At 41.1% G+C, this 21188-nt stretch carries 15 protein-coding genes; 5 read left to right on the forward strand and 10 right to left on the reverse strand.

Annotated features, from left to right (window positions below):
* Positions 1-112: 112 nt before the first annotated feature.
* The 3 genes from BY457_RS09165 (at position 113) to BY457_RS09175 (ending at position 4977) form a co-directional block, all read left to right on the forward strand.
* Positions 113-2371: an inorganic phosphate transporter gene (locus BY457_RS09165; protein WP_106153028.1), complete on the forward strand. Its 2259-nt coding sequence runs from the start codon at positions 113-115 to the stop codon at positions 2369-2371.
* A gap of 73 nt (positions 2372-2444) precedes the next feature.
* On the forward strand, positions 2445-3455 hold the full coding sequence (locus BY457_RS09170; RefSeq protein WP_106153029.1) for a porin: 1011 nt from the start codon (positions 2445-2447) through the stop codon (positions 3453-3455).
* A 169-nt stretch (positions 3456-3624) separates the two neighbouring features.
* Complete coding sequence (locus BY457_RS09175; RefSeq protein WP_106153030.1) at positions 3625-4977, forward strand: hypothetical protein; 1353 nt, start codon at positions 3625-3627, stop codon at positions 4975-4977.
* 238 nt (positions 4978-5215) lie between these two features.
* Here BY457_RS09175 and BY457_RS09180 read toward each other — a convergent pair whose 3' ends face one another.
* The 5 genes from BY457_RS09180 to BY457_RS09200 form a co-directional block, all read right to left on the reverse strand.
* Complete coding sequence (locus BY457_RS09180) at positions 5216-5929, reverse strand: LytR/AlgR family response regulator transcription factor (RefSeq protein ID WP_010662859.1); 714 nt, start codon at positions 5927-5929, stop codon at positions 5216-5218.
* Positions 5930-6019: 90 nt separating this feature from the next.
* Positions 6020-6706, reverse strand: a complete 687-nt coding sequence (locus BY457_RS09185) for a TrmH family RNA methyltransferase (RefSeq protein WP_106153098.1) — start codon at positions 6704-6706, stop codon at positions 6020-6022.
* A 70-nt stretch (positions 6707-6776) separates the two neighbouring features.
* Positions 6777-7049: an HU family DNA-binding protein gene (locus BY457_RS09190; RefSeq protein WP_010662861.1), complete on the reverse strand. Its 273-nt coding sequence runs from the start codon at positions 7047-7049 to the stop codon at positions 6777-6779.
* 483 nt (positions 7050-7532) lie between these two features.
* Positions 7533-9470, reverse strand: a complete 1938-nt coding sequence (locus tag BY457_RS09195) for an LTA synthase family protein (RefSeq protein ID WP_106153031.1) — start codon at positions 9468-9470, stop codon at positions 7533-7535.
* Positions 9471-9997: 527 nt separating this feature from the next.
* Positions 9998-10297 carry a hypothetical protein gene (locus tag BY457_RS09200; protein ID WP_106153032.1) on the reverse strand — a complete coding sequence of 100 codons (300 nt, stop codon included), beginning with the start codon at positions 10295-10297 and terminating at the stop codon, positions 9998-10000.
* Between the two features lie 476 nt (positions 10298-10773).
* On the opposite strand from BY457_RS09200, the gene BY457_RS09205 reads away from it, so the two are divergent.
* Positions 10774-12078: a M18 family aminopeptidase gene (locus BY457_RS09205; protein WP_106153033.1), complete on the forward strand. Its 1305-nt coding sequence runs from the start codon at positions 10774-10776 to the stop codon at positions 12076-12078.
* A gap of 367 nt (positions 12079-12445) precedes the next feature.
* Here the strand turns inward: BY457_RS09205 and BY457_RS09210 are convergent, their stop codons facing one another.
* On the reverse strand, positions 12446-13897 hold the full coding sequence (locus BY457_RS09210; RefSeq protein ID WP_106153034.1) for an MltF family protein: 1452 nt from the start codon (positions 13895-13897) through the stop codon (positions 12446-12448).
* A gap of 82 nt (positions 13898-13979) precedes the next feature.
* Positions 13980-16634, reverse strand: a complete 2655-nt coding sequence (locus tag BY457_RS09215; RefSeq protein ID WP_106153035.1) for a serine hydrolase domain-containing protein — start codon at positions 16632-16634, stop codon at positions 13980-13982.
* A 203-nt stretch (positions 16635-16837) separates the two neighbouring features.
* On the opposite strand from BY457_RS09215, the gene BY457_RS09220 reads away from it, so the two are divergent.
* A complete protein-coding gene (locus BY457_RS09220; RefSeq protein WP_106153036.1) occupies positions 16838-17242 on the forward strand; it encodes a response regulator in 405 nt (134 codons plus the stop codon).
* A gap of 64 nt (positions 17243-17306) precedes the next feature.
* Here BY457_RS09220 and BY457_RS09225 read toward each other — a convergent pair whose 3' ends face one another.
* Genes BY457_RS09225 through BY457_RS09235 form a run of 3 tightly spaced genes read right to left on the reverse strand, consistent with a single transcriptional unit; the run spans position 17307 to position 21181 of the window.
* The gene (locus tag BY457_RS09225) at positions 17307-18338 is read right to left on the reverse strand and encodes a sensor histidine kinase (RefSeq protein ID WP_106153037.1); all 1032 of its coding nucleotides are present in this window, start codon (positions 18336-18338) and stop codon (positions 17307-17309) included.
* 37 nt (positions 18339-18375) lie between these two features.
* Positions 18376-19008 (reverse strand): tetratricopeptide repeat protein, encoded by a 633-nt coding sequence (locus tag BY457_RS09230; protein WP_106153038.1) that lies wholly within the window; start codon positions 19006-19008, stop codon positions 18376-18378.
* 19 nt (positions 19009-19027) lie between these two features.
* Positions 19028-21181, reverse strand: coding sequence for a TonB-dependent receptor (locus BY457_RS09235; RefSeq protein ID WP_106153039.1), 2154 nt, complete (start codon positions 21179-21181; stop codon positions 19028-19030).
* Positions 21182-21188: the final 7 nt, after the last annotated feature.

The raw sequence follows: 21188 nt of genomic DNA on the forward strand, positions 1-21188 counted from the left end.
AATAAGTTGTTTTGTTAACACAAATTTAACATAGACTTAACGAGGGCAAAACATCGCCGGAAATATTAGCAATTATGTTTGCACCCGTAAAAAATAAACTATTCTTCAACAAATGGAAACAATTTATTTAGTACTCGTAGGCGTTTTATTTTTGCTTGCTATCTCCGACCTTGTGGTGGGTGTCAGCAACGACGCCGTAAACTTCCTGAACTCGGCAATAGGAGCTAAAGTTGCCTCTTTCAGAACAATCATGATTATCGCTGCACTCGGTGTTTTTATTGGTGCCAGTTTTTCAGGAGGGATGATGGAAGTTGCCCGGAAAGGAATTTTCAATCCCCAGTACTTCACATTCGAGAACATCATGATCATTTTCATGGCTGTTATGATTACGGATGTTATTTTGCTGGATTTGTTCAACACTTTCGGCCTTCCCACTTCCACTACCGTTTCAATTGTATTTGAACTACTTGGAGCTGCCATTGGTGTTGCACTCATCAAATCGATGAACAATCCGGAGATGATGCTGAGTGAATACATCAATTCAGCCAAGGCATTGGCCATTATTTCCGGAATCTTGCTGTCGGTGGTGGTATCATTCACTGTCGGAATGGTAGTTCAATACATTGCCCGGATATTATTCTCTTTCAATTTTAAAAAGAGAATTAAGTATTTTGGTGGTATCTGGGGTGGAATAGCCATTACTGCTATCACCTACTTTTTGATTATCAAAGGAGCCAAAGGCGCCGCCTTTATGTCAGAAAATGTCCAGACATGGATTGCTGAGAATGACAAGCTCATTATTGTATATAGTCTTATTTTCTGGACTGTAATTCTTCAGGGCTTCTATTGGTTGTTCAAGGTAAACATTCTCAAATTTACTGTGCTGGCCGGAACATTTGCCCTTGCAATGGCTTTTGCCGGCAACGATCTTGTAAATTTCATCGGTGTACCTCTGGCCGGATTTGAAGCTTTTAAAAACTTTATGGCAGACGGAGGAACCAATCAGGATATGTTAATGACCTCTTTGGCAGGTAAGGTTAAAACAGACTCTTATCTGTTGGTTATTGCAGGTCTGATAATGGTTGTTACACTCTGGACTTCCAAAAAGGCCAAAAAAGTTGTAAAGACCTCTTTGGATCTGGGACGTCAGTCTGAAGGAGAAGAACGGTTTGGTTCATCGTTTTTTGCCCGTTCTATTGTTCGCGGAAGTATTGCAGTTTCGAACTCAGTCAATAAGTTGATTCCTGCCAGGGTAAATAATTTCCTGAATAGGCAATTCGACAGCTCAATCTATGAGGAGGAACGTCAAAAAGTCAAAAAAGACGAAGCTGCATCCTTCGATATGATCAGAGCCTCTGTCAACCTGGTTGTTGCCAGTATTCTTATTGCTTTTGCCACATCATTAAAACTGCCGTTATCCACCACCTATGTAACTTTTATGGTGGCAATGGGTAGTTCACTGTCCGATCGGGCATGGGGACGTGAAAGTGCGGTATATAGAATCACCGGTGTGGTTTCGGTTATTGGCGGATGGTTCTTTACTGCATTTTCTGCAGCTACTGTAGCCTTCATTTTTGCCAACCTGATGATGTTTGGCGGTATCTACGCCATTGTTGCTCTTGTTGGACTGGCTGCATTTATGGTTTATCGGACACACGTTATTTCGAAAAAGCAGGAGACTGAATCCAAAACTTACGGGGAACTTGAAATAGAAGAGGTAGATGGTGAGATACTTTCCGAAAAGGTACTGGAGAAATGCCGCACAAGTGTTTCCAAGGTGTTGAGGGAAATTTCAGGAAACTATGGCGATACGCTTCACTATTTTGAGGCTGAAGACCGTAAACATTTAAAGGAAACAACTAAAGAAGTTTCTTCACTCAATAAGAAAATAAAGAAACTCAAATCAAACATATACAATACTGTTCGCAAATTGCAGGAAGAATCCATCGATTCGGGCTTATATTACGTACAGGTAATAGATTATCTGAGAGAAACTACTCACACGCTTACCTTTATTACCAATCCCTGTTTTGAGCATCTGGATAACAATCATAAGGTCTTTACTGAGACTCAGTTAGAGGAAATCAACATCATGGAGAGTAAGGTACGTTCATTGCTTACCAAATCTATCAACATGATTGACCAGTCTGATTTCACTCACCTTCAGGATCTTATTGAAGAACAGGGAAAACTGATTGAGCTCATCAAAAATTTCCGAAAAAAGCAGTTGAAGCGCATAAAGAAGGAAAAAGCAGGTACAAAGATCAGTATGCTCTATCTTTCTGTATTACATGAAACACAAAATATGCTTCTTCATCTGATTAATTTGTTGAAAGCACAGCGAGATTTTGTGGCTTCTCATAAAAAATAGTCTGATTCATTACAAAAGGAGCATATTTACACAGGGTATGCTCCTTTTTCACTTATCTTAAATTGTTGGAAGAATGTTCTCATTAAAACGAATGGTCTTTTTCCTTTTTGTGAGTATTGGCACGGTGTCTCCCGTCCTTGCTCAGGAAGGGGAAGCCAAAGACTTTGAACCCTCGGGAGAGGTTTTCGGAAAGATATTTACCAATTTCAATACTTCGCTGTCAGGGCCCGATCAGCAAACAGCTTTTGAAGTCAGACGTGCCTACCTTGGGTATGAATATCAGATTTCAAAAGAGTTCTCGGCTGAAGTAAAAATAGACATCGGTTCCCCAAATGATGCTTCACAGTACTCATTATTGCGTCGTTTTGGTTATTTTAAGACGGCCATGGTGCAATACACCCCTTTCGATTTCCTTCAGGTTACCTTCGGCCTTCAGGATGCCACCCAGTTTAAACTTCAGGACAAATTCTGGAAACGCCGCTACATCAATGAATCACTGATGGGAGCATACAAATATGGTTCCAGTGCAGACATCGGAGCAAAAGTTGCCTACCTCACCGATTTGGTGGATGTTGATTTTGCTTTGTTTAATGGCGAAGGTTACTCCAGTTTGCAGAACGACAATACATTTAAAGCGGCACTTGGGGCAACATTCAGGCCTTTGGACGGACTTATTACCCGTTTATACGGTGATTTCTCAAGTAAGCAGGTCAATCAGGGAACCGGCTCTTTATTTGCCGGTTACCGTCACGATCTTTTTTCGATAGGTGGTGAATATGCACTGCATTTTAATCGCAGTTTTCAGGATGATCATAACATCGACGGTTTCTCCATACTTGGCGATGTTAAAATACTTCCCAAAACATGGGTTTTTGGACGGTTTGATAAAATTGAGTCCAACATCCCTGATGGTGAAACAGTGCCCTGGAATTTGTCGAAGGACGAAACCGCTGTAACTGCAGGTATTGAATATATTCCTATTAAAGCCATAAAGATTGCAGCCAACTATCAGGATCATTATCCTGCAGCCAGTAACCTGGATGCAGTCTCTGCTTTTTACCTCAACATTGAAGCATCTTTTTAAAAGAAAACAGTATGAAGCGAGCATGCAAAAAAGGATTGCGAGTTCCATCCGACCCCAATAATTAAATTTTATACTAATGAAACGAGCATGGCAACGATTGCCTCAAAAGAACATGTGTAAATTCTTGCAGGCGAGTTCCATCCGACCTTAATTACTAAATTTTATACGGATGAAAAAAAATAATTTTCTGGCAGTTTTCATCGGAATTGTTTTTCTGACAGGCATTCATTCCTGTCGGGAGTCAGAGTATATCCTTCCCGGTGAATTTACTGTCATTTCAGATAACGGAGGTGGTACCGGCACAACAACCTGGAAAGCGGATCAAAAATATTTATTGGATGGCATTGTTTATGTAAATGAAGGCCAGACATTGACCATTGAGCCCGGGACGGTCATCAGAGCCAAAACAGGCCAGGAAGAAAACGCCAGTGCATTGGTTGTAGCCCGCGGAGCCGAAATTATTGCCGAAGGAACCCCTGATGCACCCATCGTCTTCACAGTTGAAGGAGACGATTTGCAAGGATCTGTCCCGGCTGAAGCCAATGGCCTTTGGGGAGGTGTTATTGTTCTGGGAGATGCACCGGTAAACACTGTCTCCGGTGAACAGATGATGGAAGGAATACCTTTTGAGGATCCCCGGGGAATGTATGGCGGCACCAATGCCAATGACAATTCCGGAGTGCTCAAATACGTCTCCATTCGTCATGGCGGCACTCAATTAAGTCAAGGCAACGAAATCAACGGGCTCACACTTGGAGGTGTTGGTGATCAAACTACCCTTGAATATGTTGAAGTCATCTCCAACCGCGATGATGGATTTGAGTTTTTCGGCGGAACAGTAAACGGACGATATCTGCTTGCTGGGTTTTGTGGAGATGATGCCTTTGATTTCGACCTGGGATATACCGGGAGTTGTCAGTTTATTGTGGGACTTCAGGCCGGATCTGCAGGTGATTTACTGGTGGAGTTAAGCGATAATGAAGGAACCCCTGCCACCCGCCCCCATATCACAAACGGAACATTTATCGGTCGCGGAATGGATGAAAACGGACAAGCAGCAAGCTTTGACAACAGTTCGGCAGGGATCATCTCCAATTCGCTTTTCCTGCATCAGAAACAGGGTATCTTTATTGAATATTCAGGCGACCAACTGGATAGCTATCAACAGTTTCTTGATGGAAAGATAAAAATTCTTAATAATGCCTTTTACATGACCGGAAACAATTCGGCATTAAATATCCTGAGCGTTTATTCCCTGAATTTTGAAGACGTTACCGAACAGGATGAACTTGTTTCGCAACATTTTGAAGCAGGAAACAATTTGTTAGAAAATCCACAAATTGATTACAACCCCCAGGAGATAAGTCGGATGAATCTGATTCCTGAAAACCTTATACCCGGTGAATTGTATGTCACTACCAACCCATGGTTTCAGAATGCTAATTTTAAAGGTGCCCTGGGACAGATAAACTGGTTGAAACGATGGAGCTTTCTTGACCTGGAAGGTCTTTTAAAAGAGTAAAAGTTTTGGGCAAAAAAAAGCACCGACAGAAAATATTTTGTCGGTGCTTTTTATATTTTTGGGGTTTTGTCTATTTGGTGTCCTTCTATGAATTAAGCAAAATTTGTTAATAGTCAAGTGTTTATCAAGAAAGTGCCAGTTTCAAGGCTTGCGAAGCCCGAAAATACGCAGTTTACTTAAGTAAATGAGAAATTTTCAGGCAAGCGTAACGCAGAAAATGGTACTTTATGGACAAACACTATTTGGATATCAGATTGATATCATTCATCAGCTTATCACGATATGACTTTCCGATTGGAATCACTTTGGTACCACTATCTGTTTTAATCACAACAGAATTATCTTCAATAACTTTTATTTTGCTGAAATTTACAATGAATGATCGGTGAATCCGCATGAATTTATCTGCCGGCATTTTGTCGGCAATTGATTTCATGGTGAAATGGATGGTATATTTATCATTGAAAGTGTTCAGAACCACATAATTCTCAAGAGCTTCAATCCACAAAATATCATCATATTTGATACGCACCAGAGAACCATTGTTTTTAATGAAAATCTCGGTACTCTCCTTTACAGGACTTTCTTTCTTGTCAAAACGTTCACGGGCCCTATTCACGGCCTTAATAAAACGGCCAAACTGAACCGGCTTCAGCAAATAATCCGTAACGTCATACTCATACGACTCTAAAGCGTACTTTTCCTGGGAAGAGTAAATAACTACCTGAGGAATAATATCCAGAGATTCCAAAAACTCGATACCTGACATTTCAGGCATTTCAATATCCAGAAATATCAGATCTACTTTCTCAGCATCCGGTTGGTTCAACGAATTTATTGCCTCAACTGCACTGGAATATGAGCCGGTAAGATGTAATCCTTCGGTACGGCCAACAAATTCCTCAATTATTTTTATTGACAGCTTGTCGTCATCAATAATGATACAATTCATAGATAGAGATTTTGGTCAAAAATACAAAAATATACTCAAATTATGCCACTGCAACGCGATGAAATTAATGAATAAATGGTAGAATAATTTTTATTCAACATCACGACTTAATCTTGTCAAAAAATCTTTTTCAATGATATCCACACGTTTAACAGACTTTCTGATCCAATCGAGTAAAATTCGGTTATACTTATCTTCACTTAGTTTTCGGTTAACAATATTCTTACGGATTTGCTCTGTAAAATGTTGCAACATAATTGCAGCTGCAACGGATATATTTAAACTTTCTGTAAATCCCACCATAGGAATGGTCACAAAATGGTCGGCCATTTTTCTGACTTCCCCGGAAACACCGGTCTTTTCGCCTCCGAATACTAGTGAAAACGGGCCATTATGGACATCAAAAGAATGAAGTGACTCCGCTTTCCTGTCCGGAACAGTAGCAACAATTCTGTATCCCTGATTTTTTAAATCTAACAAAGCACGGGTGGTATTGTTTTTCCCCACTTCGTGATATCGGTGCAGGGTTAGCCACTTGGACGCCCCGAGAGCAACATCGGGGTTGACATTATAGGTGTGTCGGTTCTCTAAAATGTGAACATCCTGAACACCAAAACAGTCACAACTCCGTAATACAGCACTGGCATTGTGCGGATGAAAAATATCTTCCAGTACAACGGTGATATAATCGGTGCGTTCTTCCAATACACTTTTGAAAAGTTCCAGTCTGGAGGAAGTCACAAATTGAGAAAGAAATTCTATTAATACCTTTTCCATCATACCACATAAAAAAGGGGTATCTCACAATATGAAACACCCCCTTCTTTTTCGTTTGACCAAAAAAGAATTAGTTTACAGCATCAGTCAATTCACTTCCAGCTTTAAACTTAACAACTTTCTTGGCAGGAATTTGAATTTCCTTACCGGTTTGAGGATTACGTCCTGTACGGGCACTTCTTTCAGAGATAGAGAAAGAACCAAATCCAACAAGTGCAATCCGGTCACCTTTTTTCAATGCATCACCGGTTACTTTAATAAAACCATCGAGTGCTTTTTTAGCATCTGCTTTAGTCAATCCTGATTCACCAGCGATTGCTTCAATTAATTGAGCTTTGTTCATAATAAAATTTAATTTTTAGGGTTAAAAACTAAGTTTCCCATTCTTCTTTCCACAAATATAGACGGTTTTTGGTGTTTACCAAATTCCAGCGACTAAAAAATGCTTGAAAATGCGTTTTTTTTTGAACAAAGTTAAATTTTCGTACTTGAATGACTCTTTTTTCGCAAATCAGTGGTGGTGCTCCATGAGCGAATATCACCTCTAAATTTTTATTATCTAAAATATAATTATGATTACAATTTATGGTTAATTTTTGTTTAAAACAATATTAAGCGTAACGGAAAAATATCGAGAACTAAACACAATCCCAGTTCGCAAAACTCGTAACTCATTCATTTACTGCCCATTTACCCAGCCTTATGCAACAACACACAACCACAAAATCTCATAAAGCAGTGCATTTAGTTACTGTAGAAGGAAGCAATAAACCTTACGGCAGTTGGGCTCACATAAAATATGAACTGGTATTTGGGGATTGCACTTCTATTTTAAGGACATCTCATCATTGATCATTCTGGAGATGTATTGCTGAAGATATGCTTTAAAAAGTCTTTTGGCATTTTTCAGATCAGCACCCTGTTTAATATTAATTTCCTGCAACGGATCACTCTTCAGGTCATAAACTTCAGTAACCTCCTCACCATCAAAATAGATGGCATAATTGTTATACAAAAACTGGTAGCGATCATTAATGTAATTTACCACAAAACGCTCTTCCCTGCTTTTGGAAAGCAAATCGTTACCAAATGCTACATATGGATAGGGATAATCAATATACGACAAAACAGTAGGCATTATATCGGTTTGCTGGGCAAGACCAGAATCCATTCGGGGAGAAATATCACCGGGTTTATAAAAAACAAGAGGTATGGCAAAACTCTCCACCGGTGTTTTATATTCCTCATGAAAAGGAATGGTACAATGATCTGCAGTTATAATAAACAGGGTATTCTCAAACCAGTCAGCCCGGGAAGCTGTTTCAAAAAACCTGCGAAGGGCCATATCGGAATATCCCATTACTTCATGCAAAGGAAGCGGGCCTTTAGGAAAAGTGTCAACATATTGTTCGGGAACAGCAAACGGATGGTGCGAAGAAACAGAAAAAAGGGTTGTAAAAAACGGTTCTTTCAGCTGCCCCATATCTTCAGCAAAAAACTGAAAAAAGGGCTCATCCCATATGCCCCACATTCCATCGAAATCTTCATCATTGTTGTATTCTGTTTTTCCCTTATAGGCATCGTATCCGGCCATTTTTGTAAATGCATGGAAACCCATTGAACCATTAGGCGCTCCGTGGTAAAAGGCAGTTTCATAACCCACACGCGACAACAGACCTGCCAGTCCGTTGATTTTATTGGTAGAATACTCCGAAACAATATAAGGTTGAACCAGAGAAGGAACAGAGGCAATTACCGATGGCAATGCATCGATGGATTTTCTACCGTTTGCGTAAGCTTTGTCGAAAGCCCACGATTGTGTAATAAGACTGTCGAGAAAGGGTGTGAAACCTTCATAGTTCCCGTTTTCAAGATTCTGATTCAAAGCACCGATATGCTCCCGTCCGAAACTTTCCAGAATAATTAAAACGACATTGGGATACTTTTCCCCCACCCGACTTCCGGAAGCTGACTGTTCGGGCTGAAAAACCGGGGTATAGATCTTAGACAATTCTTCTTCTTCAAAAAAACGAACCGGTTTAAAAACAGTTTTGCCGAAAGTTCTGAAAATGGAAAAGGGTGTATTCAACACAATGGAAACCTGCTCCGGCCGCTCCACATATTTAGCGGCATTACTTATGTTGATAGGACGTGTACTATGCCGGAAACCTCCCCGCATTCCCCCTATGGAAAGCCCTCCAACCACGGTCATTACCACAACTGTGATCCCCAGGTATTTCCAACCAAATGTCTTTAAGGCGGGTTGTGGTTTCACCCGATTGTACAAATATCCAAGCAGAAACATAAATGCCACCCAGATCAAGGTTGCATACCAGTAATCAAAGATAAATCGTAACCACAGTGCCCCCATATTCTCCTCATTTGAGAATTGTTCAAACACACCGGCGGTGGTTCTTTTTAACGTAAATCGATAGTATATTGTATCGGCCACATTTCCTGCCAAAGCAATACCATTGGTAACCAAAAAAAGAATTTTCAACCCCTTCTGATACCAGTTACTGAATTTGAACTTAAACGGCAACAGGGAAAGAAGTAAAAACAAAGAATTGACATACAACAAGGCGCTGATGTCAAAGCGAAGCCCCCCGACCAACAAATTCAGGAACCCATTGAATGATATTTCCCTGAACAAATCAGCATTAAACCAGAAAAAAGTCAAACGACTGATGGAAAACAATGTCAATATGAAAAGAAAACGTATGATTAATACCAGAAACTCATTGAGTGACCAACTTCTATGCATTCGATTAAAATTTTGTAATTATCAGTTCAAAAAAACATGAATTTTTGAGCACTGAATTCTCAAAAGAACATGACTAAAAACAAGAGTGCAAACAACAAGGTATTACAGGAGTTTAACAAGATTGGCAGGAGTAATTTAGGGCAAAGCTAAGAACCAATCCCTGTCAAACACCCATATCCTGCAAAGATCCGTCATTGCACTCACGCTGAACGAAGCGGGAAGCCATCTTAACTTATTAACCGGCCCCCAATGTTTCAGGATGCAAATTTACAAGAAAAAACCACCTCTGAAACAAAAAACCTCTCCGAAACATTTCATAAATGCTCCAAAGAGGTTATTAACAACGCGAATTAAGAAATTACTTAGTGTCTGTCCATAAAGTACCATTTACTGCGTTACGCTTGTCCGAAAAGTACTCATTTAGGAAAAGTAAACTCCGTATTTTCGGACTTCGCAAGCCTTGTAACAGGCACTTTCTGAACAGACACAACCCAAGCCAGAACCTTTCCTGACTTTTTAGACAAACACTATTTACTTTTTCTGGATTGATCTCTCATCTGATCAATTCGTGCCAGCACCTCACGCAAACTTTCAGCTGATGAACTCTTTGCTTCATCTCCCACAGATTTCGTACGTCCTTTGCTTTTAGTCGGAGTTGATCGAGGTTCCATCGCTTTTGTTTTTTGAGATCTAAGTTCAAAATTGGTATAAATCCGGGGTTCGGAAAAACTCTCGACCTGTTCATAATCAAGAAAATCCAGATACCTCAATAGCTCTTCAAAAAACACAGCTTTATCGTCTCTCACTTTTATTCTGTAATGTTTCATCTCTATATCTTTTAGGTTTAAGGAATATGCAACTCAAAAATGAATTCTCTTCCCTGTAGGGTCAGGAGTTTTTCTTCAAATAAATAAAAGGTCTTATAGTAAATTTAAAACAAATAAACAGGAACATCAAGACCTATCATAATTTTATTTTAATTTTTAATTCCATCTTCTATTCCAGATACAAATAAAATTTATCGTAACCATTTATCAAGGTGACCAGCCACAATTATGCCCCGGGTCAGGTGGGTGCAGACTGAACGCATGAGGAGAAATGCCCATCCTTCCAGTGGCTTAAAAGCCCTGTTTTGGTTGGTCAAATTGCTACCAATAAAGAGCGAAAAGGTTGAATTATAACTTGTATAAAATCATTTCATTCAAACCCATGGTGCTTTATCTTTGTTATTCTGAATATTTCATGAAGTAAAGTTGGAATAATCCAGGATAGATAAAACAAATGCTTACTTAAAAATCAGGATATGAACAATACACAAAAAACAGCTCTTGAATTAATCGATTTCATTCATGATGGAGCCAGTCCCTATCACGTAGTAGAAACAATTTCCAGAGAGTTAAACAAAGCAGGATTTGAGCCACTCAACCTTCAGGACAGGTGGAATTTGGAACCTGGCAAAAAATATTATACCACCAAGAACGGATCTTCTGTTTATGCCTTTATTACCGGCACCAAAGCTCCTTCCCAGGAAGGAACCCGGCTGATCTGCGCTCACAGTGATTCTCCCTCATTCAAGATAAAGCCATCGCCAGAAATGGTGGAGGACGATCATTATGTAAAGTTCAATACAGAAGTTTATGGTGGTCCGATTTTAATGAGCTGGCTGGATCGACCCTTATCGATGGCAGGACGAATCATTACAGAAGGTGAAGATGTTTTGCATCCGGAATCCCGTCTGGTAAACTTCAATCGCCCCATGCTAACCATCCCCAATCTGGCTATTCATCTGAACAGATCGGTGAATGATGGAGTGGAGTTGAACAAGCAAAAAGATATGCTCCCACTATGTGGTATTATCGGAGATAAAGGAGAGAAAGGCTTCTTTAAGGAATTGCTGTCGCGCGAAGCAGGTGTGGATGCAGAGAAAATTATTGATTACGACATCACCCTCAATGAATATCACCGGGGATGCTTGCTCGGTCCCGATAGTGAGTTTATTTCCAGTCCTAAACTTGATGATCTTGCTATGGTTCATGCAGGATTAAAGGCTATTGTAAACGCAGAACCACAAGAGGCAACCAATTTCCTTTGTATCTTCGACAATGAGGAAGTCGGGAGTCAAACCAAGCAAGGGGCAGGATCTCCGGTTTTCAAAAACATTTTTGAAAGAGTGTTGAAGCAACTTGGAGAAGATGACGAGGGAATTCAGCAAACCCAGCACAAATCATTTATGATTTCAGCAGACATGGCTCATTCCGTCCACCCCAACCATCCGGAAAAGCACGATCCGGTACTCCACCCTCTGATCAATAAAGGACCTGTAATAAAGATTCACGCCAACCAGAAATATACCACCGACGGAGACAGCGGAGCCGTTTTTGAAACCCTTTGCCGTTTGGCCGGAGTGCCCTGCCAGAAATTTGTGAACCGAAGTGATATGGCAGGAGGTTCAACGCTCGGAAATGTTCTGACAACTCAGATGGACATCCGTTCTGTCGATGTTGGCAATCCTATGCTGGGGATGCACTCCGTAAGAGAGCTTGGAGGAATCCACGATCATGAGTACATCATCAGGGTGTTTAAAAAATTCTTTGAGCCGAAACGCTGATCGGGCAAAAACGCATTTCCCCATTTAATACATGATGTGGGTTGATATTGGTGTCTTACTCCTAATTTTAGTGTTTTTGCCAGAATATTTTCCAATTATTAACGCAAAATGGCTACGCCATTTTTTTAGGGGGATCCACGAATTTTACGAATTATACGAATTAAAAAGCTGTAATACAGCTTTTTAATTCGTAAACTTCGAGGACAAAAAACAAAAGTATAGCAATTATTAATCAAAGTAAGTTTGACTTATTTTTTTAAAACTTATTGGTCCTGGCTTATCCAGGTTAAAATTCACCAAAAGTCAACCCTGTTTTTTGTTCACTCGTTTTTGGGGAGGACTGATTTACCAATAAATCAGGTAAAGTTTAATTCGATTCAGGAATCAATCTTGAGTAATGCTCGAAACGGTTTAATATCTGTCTCACATAATTAACCGGCTCCTCTCCCATTACGTAACCGTATCTGACTACTTCATCATTATAATACTCAGGATACATCAGGTTTAGCACATATTGTTCCACATTGTCATCCCATATAAAAGGATTGGCATCGTATTTTTCTGCCAGCCTGCGGGCATCCTCCACATGAGAGTAGCCACAGTTGTACGAAGCCATTGTAAATTTCAATCGATCCACCGAGTCGGGTATCTCCGCCCATCTTTCCCATAAATGTTTGAGGTAAGTGGTTCCTCCTTCCAGATTTTGTGACGGATCAGAAATATCGGACACCCCAAGTTCTCTGGCAGTTGCCGGCATCAGTTGCATTAATCCCCCGGCTCCGGCCCAGGACTTCTCCCCCGGATCAAAACCTGACTCCTGATAAATCAATGAACTCAGCAACCGCCAGTCCCAGCCGATACGATTCGCATGAAGCTTCACAATACTATCAAAGCGACTGATGTTGGCTCCGTTTTCACTGTAAAATTCTGAAGAAATTCGTTTGCTAAAAGATCGGGTGTTCTTGAAATACTTATTATAGATAACGTAATAATCCACATCATCTTTCATCTGCTTTACCCAAAAATTGAGCGTGTCCAGCAATTCAGGACTATTTTTGCGCACTGCCCAGGAAATTCGCTGCGAAAAACTCACAGGGGTTTCCACGTCAAGTATGGGATAAAAAGAAGCATTAAGACGAGCTATGTTGTTGTCTGCAACAGTATAGTCAATCTCTCCGTCAACAACCATCTTTATGATTTTTTGGGTAGAGCATTCTCCTTCAATGGTATCAACATCAATCTGCCCCCCTATTTCCTGTTGAAGATTGGTTAAACGACTGTAATAGGCTGAGTTTCGTCTCACATAAACCGGAAGGCCAATCAGTTCAATTGGGTCAGAAATGAGCTCTTTTTCAATTTCATGCAGCTTCATTTGCCGCCAGTTTTCAGGTTTCCTTTGAACCAGCACCTGGCGAGTTAGGTAGAGATAATCCATAAAATTGACATACTTACGGCGATGCTGAGTAACCGTCATGCCATGCGCCAGAATATCTCCCTGCCCACGATTCAGCATATTAATGAGCTCATCAATATCTTTGGCCAATACCACTTCCAACTCCACATCCAGATGCTTTGCCAGTCGTTGTAACAACTCATATTCATATCCCATGGGTTGTCCTCTGTACAAAAAATAGGAGGTGCTGCTATATACCATAATGGCTTTCAGAACGCCATCATCTACTATATCCTGTAAATCTCTGCTGACCTGTGGCTCGGTAACACGAACATTTTCGGTCGCTTCAATTTCTATGGGATCATTTTGATTACAGGAAATAAGGGAAAGGGATAAAACAAAAGAAAGAAAGTAGAATTTCCACATAAAAAATGGTTTGGTTATCCTCAAATATATCAATATCGAAGATATAATCCAAAACTCCTTCATTCCTTAGCATGTTGGTCAATCAATACTGTAAACCCTCATCCTCCCTTTTTATTATTGCCTTGTAGGCTGCATCCTGTATTCGGGTTCTAATGTTTTCCTTAATCAATGTTTTGTTGTATTGATGGGGGTAAATTCTGTTGGAAAGGAAAACATATACCAATCCGGATTCAGGATCGGCCCAGACCAGAGTACCTGTAAATCCACTGTGTCCGAAAGACGACAAAGATGCAAATTCTGATGCGGGGCTTACTTTGGCAGTATCCGGTTCCGGTTTGTCAAACCCCAATCCACGTCGGTTCTCCTCATTATGGCAGCTGGTAAATAACTCAATGGTGCTCTCCTCCAAATAGCGCATGCCTCCATAGGTACCTTTGTTGAGATACATCTGCATCATCCGGGCCATATCAAGGGCATTGGAAAACAATCCGGCATGACCGGCCACCCCGCCCATCATGGCTGCTCCGGGATCATGCACCCACCCATGTATCAGTTGCTTACGAAAAGCTTTGTCCTGCTCGGTGGGAACGATCTCTTTATCCGGAAACCTGCCTGCAGGCAAAAATGCTGTTCGAGTCATCCCCAAGGGCTTATAAAAAGCAGAATCCATAAACAGATCCATTGTTTTGCCGGATAATCTATCAACCATCTGTCCGAGAAAAAAGAACCCCAAATCGCTGTAAAGGTAACGGTGACGCCGACGCATGGGAGACTCAAGAACCTGAAGTTTCATTGAATCCAGATATTGCCGGTTCATAAAAAAGTTCCGGGCCACCGGAATGCTAAAAAGATCATCTCTCTTTTTTTGAAAAATATCTTTACGATAATACACTGTTCGGTTTAGATAGATATAATCATCCAGCTTAATATTGTACAACCAGCTGTAACGTCGTCCAAAGAGCCCCCCTTTTAATCGCTCCCGGTCAATTGTTTGCTGATAAAAGGGAATATAAGAGGTCAGACCGCTCTCATGCAGGAGCAGCTCTTTCATGGTTATTCCTGATTTTTCCGTGGTATCTGCTTCTGGAAAGTACATCCCCAAGGTATCCTCCAGTTGCCACATTCCTCTTTCATACATACTCATCAGCGCCGGGATGGTGGCTGTTATCTTGGTTACCGATGCCACATCGTAGAGATGATCAGAAGCAACCTTTTGCTTTTTTTCATAAGTATGATGCCCGTAATTTTTGTTCCAGACAACAACCCCGTCGCGGGCAATCAAAACCTGGGCCCCCGGCGTAGCCTCCATCTTTATCGCTTCAGCCATAACTGAATCGATCCGAAAGAGAGAATCCCGACTCATGGCAACCTCTTCAGGAATGCCAAATTTCAACCGCGTAGCAGGGACTGCCCGTGAAAAGTGTTTCACATTTGCCAGCCATTCTTCATGCGGTCTCGTATTTCCCATATTCAATCCTCCGGCCACAGCTTGGGCTAGTAAATCCCAAACAGGCAGTTGATCGGAAGTAGCGGTAAACAATGCCTCTACCCCATCGGGCAAAGAATGAGCTTTAAAACAGTGACCGCTGTTTGCCATAACAAGAGCAATATGAACATCAGGAAATGCCCTTCGGATTTCAGAAACTCTGGTCCTGAAAAGCGAATCATTGATTTCTTTTTCCTCAGTTAGCCATAAAACATAGTCGAGACTTGTATCCTCCTCATCTTGAATGGGAAAATGATTCTCTGCCATTCTTAGAAATGCCTGAGTTGCTTTCTCTCCAACATCACTAATAAGACCAACTTTTACATTTGATAACCGGGCGGGTAAAAAAGGGCCTTCTTTCCTGTGAAAAAAACGAATGCCCTGCTCTAACACCTGTCTGCGAGCCAGGTGTGCTATAGATTCAGGAACGGAGTCCGCAGGAAAGAAATCGCATTGAACCTGTTGTAATACCTCCAGGATTTTATTGCATCCCTGATCCAACTCCTCCTCAACCAGTAGTTTGTTTTCATAAGCTCTTGCCAGCTTTTCAATATCCTTCATCGGATTTTCTGAAAGAAAGAAAACGCCCTGTGAAACCGCTTTTTCAAAAGATGTCGGCAATTCAGAATGCCCTTCTCCTTTCCATGAGCTGAATACTCCTCTATGATTCGGATTGCTTATATACTCAAGCGCCTGACTTCTTTCAAGCAGGCGATCAGGCATTTGCATGGCAGGAATGGCAATGCCCTCTCCACTATTGCCGGCAATTACCCAAAGTGCAAACGGGAAATGACTCAATGTGGATTTGCCCCATGAATAATTCACTTCATGAAAAAGATATTGGTGATCGGCAAGAACAAACTTTTTTTGGGAATGGTAAAGGTGAGTCAATAAATCCACTCTCAGGATTTGTTTCATTTGTTTGTCATCTACCGATCTAATTGCCCTGATATCCGGAAATGGAAATACCTGGTGCTCTCCGAAAAAACCGTCAATTACATTCAGCATACTTCCTGACGTAACCAATGGATTCTGAAAGGTACCCTCTTCAGAAGTACTATTGCCGGAGGCGGTTGTTGTTGCCGGCAGAAGAATTAATGCAATCTTTTCCCTGACAGACAGACTGTCAACCGAAGTTTCACGAAATTTTCGTGCAAGTGAAAAATCAACAGAATATTGAGCTTCTGAAAAATTATTCCCTCCAAAAAACAACAACAAGAAAAATATATAGTGCAGTAATTTCCTCTTCATTTTACAATGCCGATATTGGCCCGTTTAACATTGTGACTCACCTAAAGTCACTCAAAAGAACAAAAAAAAGAACGTTTCAGCAATCCTTCATCACAAAAAAGAAACAACCAATTATTTTTTGTTAAAAATTCAGGGATATTAAAAAATAAAGTGTTATTTTGGACAATCCAAATTCATTAAATCTATTTTAAGTACAATATATTATGTCGGATTCGAATTTAAGCGATGCACTAAACCAGGACTGGGGAGACAAGGTTATTTTGGTAGTGGAAGATGTAGATACCAATAAAATATTCTTTGATGCAGCCCTGCGCCGAACCAGTGCAAAAATTCTTTGGGCCAAAGACGGACAACAAGCCATTGACTTGTTTAAGGATAATGAGGTTGATTTGGTTTTAATGGATTTGCAGTTACCCGTAATGGATGGCTATACTGCAACCCGTGAAATCAAGAAAATCAACCCGAATATACCGGTTATTGCTCAGACAGCTCATGTGATGTCCGGTGAAAGAGAAAAATGTATGGAAGCCGGTTGTGATGACTACCTGGCCAAACCTATCAGATTGCAGATTTTAATTGAAACTTTGTCTAAATTTCTGAATGGTTAACAGTGATTTTATTTTAAAGAAAAAGCGGATTTTCCATAATGGAGCATCCGCTTTTTTTTTATTCTCAATTTATATTTATCAGTGGAATATGAACCTCAAAAACCCCGCGGGAATGAATTACTTCAATATCCTGACCGGTAAGGTACTGATACCTGCCCCGGAGGTTCTCAAGCCCCAGTTTCAGGGAATCGGCATCTGAGTTTAGTTCATTGCGGCTGTTTCTAACCACCAAATACCCATTCTTTATCAATACATCAATCTTCATGGGGTTTTCGGCAGAAAAACGGTTGTGCTTAAAAGCATTTTCCATTAACAACTGCACCGAAAGAGGTACAATTTTATAGCTCTTTAATCCGTCTGTGGGAAGGTTGTAATGAAAAGAGCTCCCAAAACGCATCTCCTGCAGATACAGATAACGTGAAGCCAGCTTTAACTCCCGTTCCAAAGAAACCAGGTCATCATCCTGTAATTCAAGAATATCCCTATACATTCCTGACAATCTGGAAAGAAAGTGTTTAGCTCTGTCAGGACTTTTATCTATCAGGGAGGTAGCCACATTCAGGCTGTTAAAAAGAAAATGCGGATTCACCTGACTTTTGAGTACATCGTATTTGGCACTCAATGCCTCCCTCTTTAGCATCTCCTGTTGTTTTATCTCTTTTTTCCAGTCGAGAAAGAATGTCCGGGCATAGAACCACAGTGAAATGAAGTAAAGTATGACAAATTCGGTAACCCAAATACCGGGAAAATCGCGAAGAAAAACGCCAAATGGCATTCCCTGAACGGCGGAAAACCACAACCAGTTGGTAACAAAAATGACAAGTCCGGAATAGAGGGTGGTCACTCCCAAAGAAATAAAAACAGCCCGTATCGGTTTATCTATCCAGGAGGTATATGGCCCTATTGCCAGTCCATATAAAAATTTATTGAAAAACAACCCCAACCCAAGCATCAATGAATATCCGATGTTTTGCAGGATTAAATCAGGTTGCGTCATACAATAGGGACAATTGATCCATTGAAAAAACACACCTATTGCTACAGAGATGCCACCATAGAGAAGAATTTCAAAAAAAATCCCGGGACGCCTTGTCATTATTTATCTTTTAAATCTACAATTGGTTATCGATGAGTTACTCTTCCCCAATAGATGCAAGCTGGCTTTCGGTCAGCTCCCTTCCCCATTGCGGCCATATTTCACTCTGTGGATCAAAGGTATCAAATAATTCTGCAGCTTTTTCATAAAGAGGCCGGGCTTTTGCTGCTCCACCACCAAACATTGCAGGGGTATAAAATACATTCTGAGCCTTACAAAACCATATACGTGGATTCTCCGGGTTCAGTTTTTCCGCCTTTTCAAGCGCTTCATTCGAAAGGGCCGAATATTTCATTCCACGCATGGGGTTGGTAATACGCATAGAATGGATGAGTCCCTGAAGAACATGGTTTTCAGACTCATTCGGATTGAGTGCCATAGCTTTATCAAGCATTGATTGGGCTTTATCCAGAGTTTTGTCAATCACCTCCCCATCTTCAAGATGATAGGTAATGCTCACATATGAATAAGCAGAATAATAATAAGGAAGCCACCGATCTTTTTCTGTTTCACCAATCCTGAAAAATCTGGCAGCAATACTTTCAAGTTTATCCGCCTCCTGTGACTGATACATCTCTTCAATGGTCTGTTTCATTGCGGATTCATAGTCTGCTGCCTTTGTTGCAAAAGAAATTAAAAAAGACAAAATCAAAATTGCTAAAGTTTTCATAATCAAAATATTTAAAAGGTTAATTTATGGATATAAAGACGCCAAGAAAAATAAATTGCTTCACATCCGGTTTAATGGTAATTAGTGAACTGTTTTCAGCATCTCCGGAAAGAGAGACTCTGCGATACCCCAGAACATTTTCACGTCCCAGTACATTTGATACGCTCAGGTGAACAATGGTAAACTGACCGAACAAGCTTGTCAGGTAACTCAGATTTGCCCCCAGATCGCTGTAATTGGGTGATGTGTGTGTCATGAAAGTATCATCACCGGGAATGTGATAAGGTCTGCCGGAATTCCACATCCAGGTAAGACCGATTTGTGATCTTATGGGAGAAACAAATTGTTTAGCTACCAGGCTGAAAGTGTGAGGTGCAATAAATTCAGGAGTTACCTTTTCAGGATAGTCCATAAATTTTCTTTCCGAATCAACATAAGAATAGGATATCCAAAAATCCAGATTGTCAATCAGCGATTTGTCACGATAGAAAAAATCAATTCCTTTGGCATAACCATTTCCTTCGTTTCCCGTTGGTGCAAACTCTCCAAAATCATTGTATATACCGGTAATCAGATCGGAATAGTTTTTATGATAAGCCTCAGCCCGAAAAAGTCGTGTTGCCAGACTTCCGGTTTGCAAACCCATAATGAAATGCTCTGCTTTTTGCATTTTCACCCCACGGTTATACTTTAGGAAATCGCTCTGTGCTGTCTGAAAAAAATGCCCCCAGGCCAGAGAGAACGTAGTGCTTTCTCCGGCGGCAAAAGCCATTGCGGCACGCGGAGAAAAGACTTTTTCATCCGACTGGGTGGAATATTCAAACCGCAAACCGGGTCTGAAAGCAATGTCAGGATGAAGGCGCCATTCAGCCTCTGAAAAAGCAGAATACAGATCATCTGAAAAGGTGGCATTTACTGAAAAACCACTTTCCGTTTGCCGGTAAGTTTCATCGAAACTTGTTTTCTGCCAGGCTCCCCCGTAAGTAAGTTTCAGTCTGCTATTCAATTGAGAAATCAGCTTTACCTTTGCCTCTGAGGCCCATTCTCCTGTTTTTTGATTGTGTATTCCGGCTTGAAAATCCTGATTGTCATAAGTATAGGAAGCGCCCCCTTTCATTAATGTTTTATCGGTCAAGGAGCGATGGTAAGTGCTGTTAACATAAACATTGCCTCCCGTTTCATCAATCATCAATTCCTGTCCTGAACCATCAGGAACAAAGAAAGATTGCCCACCATAATCTCCGGAGACAAAAAACTTAAACAAACTTCCCTTTTCCCCTTTTTGGCGATAACTTACATTTCCATTGAATGCCTCCACATGATCTTCCCAATCCATGTGGTTCTTCACCAAAGAGTTGTAAGGGCCAAAATTAAAATAGCCTCCTGTGGCCGAAAAGGACCGGTTGTTCCCCACCCATGTGTTGGCCAGCTCTCCTCCAATGCTCATCAGCGATACACTGGTAAGTTCCTCGATAGCCACATCCTGAGATTCGAGTACCAAAACCGATGAGAGTGCCTGCCCAAACTCTGCAGAATAGCCGCCAGTACTGAAAAAGGTGCCTTCGAACAATGAAGGCGAAAAACGCCCACGGGTTGGCAGGTCCGGAACCTTGGAATAATAGGGTTTGGCAGCGAGGACACCATCCATTAAGACACGTGTTTCGGAAGCATCACCCCCTCTTACCAGTAACCGCCCGTCATCGGCTGCGACCTGAGTTCCGGGCAGCGTTTTTAAAGCAGTACCTATGTCCCCCAGTGACCCGGCAGTGGTATAGATGTCCATCGGATCCATCACGGCAGCTCTTTTTTTATCGCCTGCTTCAAAACTGCCGGCGGTAATGGTAACCGCATTAAGGCTGGTAATACTTTCACTTAACTGAACATCGATGGGTACATTTTCCGCCCCGGCTAAACTTTTTTCAACGCTCTGATATCCCACAAAACTGAAAATGAGCGTCAATTCTCCGGAATCAGGAATTTCCAGTTTATACAATCCTGCCTTATCGGTAATGGTGCCATCGTAACTGTCCTTAACATAGACATTGGCTCCGGGGAGTCCCTCGCCTGTCCGCTTGTCAGTAACATGCCCACTTACTACAACCTGGGCCAGCAAAGATGGTAGAAAAGTGAAAAATGAAAAGACAAGAATAATAGATTTAAGTTTCAGGTTCATTGTGCAA

The sequence above is a fragment of the Marinilabilia salmonicolor genome (assembly GCF_003003035.1).
Lineage (GTDB): Bacteria > Bacteroidota > Bacteroidia > Bacteroidales > Marinilabiliaceae > Marinilabilia > Marinilabilia salmonicolor_A.

Bases quoted from the DNA above. Each gene is read 5' to 3' on its own strand.
- BY457_RS09185 (WP_106153098.1), bottom strand. From the start codon at position 6,706: ATGGAAAAGGTATTAATAGAATTTCTTTCTCAATTTGTGACTTCCTCC.
- BY457_RS09195 (WP_106153031.1), bottom strand. From the start codon at position 9,470: ATGCATAGAAGTTGGTCACTCAATGAGTTTCTGGTATTAATCATACGT.
- BY457_RS09170 (WP_106153029.1), top strand. From the start codon at position 2,445: ATGTTCTCATTAAAACGAATGGTCTTTTTCCTTTTTGTGAGTATTGGC.
- BY457_RS09205 (WP_106153033.1), top strand. From the start codon at position 10,774: ATGAACAATACACAAAAAACAGCTCTTGAATTAATCGATTTCATTCAT.
- BY457_RS09190 (WP_010662861.1), bottom strand. From the start codon at position 7,049: ATGAACAAAGCTCAATTAATTGAAGCAATCGCTGGTGAATCAGGATTG.
- BY457_RS09210 (WP_106153034.1), bottom strand. From the start codon at position 13,897: ATGTGGAAATTCTACTTTCTTTCTTTTGTTTTATCCCTTTCCCTTATT.
- BY457_RS09175 (WP_106153030.1), top strand. From the start codon at position 3,625: ATGAAAAAAAATAATTTTCTGGCAGTTTTCATCGGAATTGTTTTTCTG.
- BY457_RS09165 (WP_106153028.1), top strand. From the start codon at position 113: ATGGAAACAATTTATTTAGTACTCGTAGGCGTTTTATTTTTGCTTGCT.
- BY457_RS09180 (WP_010662859.1), bottom strand. From the start codon at position 5,929: ATGAATTGTATCATTATTGATGACGACAAGCTGTCAATAAAAATAATT.
- BY457_RS09220 (WP_106153036.1), top strand. From the start codon at position 16,838: ATGTCGGATTCGAATTTAAGCGATGCACTAAACCAGGACTGGGGAGAC.
- BY457_RS09200 (WP_106153032.1), bottom strand. From the start codon at position 10,297: ATGAAACATTACAGAATAAAAGTGAGAGACGATAAAGCTGTGTTTTTT.
- BY457_RS09230 (WP_106153038.1), bottom strand. From the start codon at position 19,008: ATGAAAACTTTAGCAATTTTGATTTTGTCTTTTTTAATTTCTTTTGCA.
- BY457_RS09215 (WP_106153035.1), bottom strand. From the start codon at position 16,634: ATGAAGAGGAAATTACTGCACTATATATTTTTCTTGTTGTTGTTTTTT.
- BY457_RS09225 (WP_106153037.1), bottom strand. From the start codon at position 18,338: ATGACAAGGCGTCCCGGGATTTTTTTTGAAATTCTTCTCTATGGTGGC.
- BY457_RS09235 (WP_106153039.1), bottom strand. From the start codon at position 21,181: ATGAACCTGAAACTTAAATCTATTATTCTTGTCTTTTCATTTTTCACT.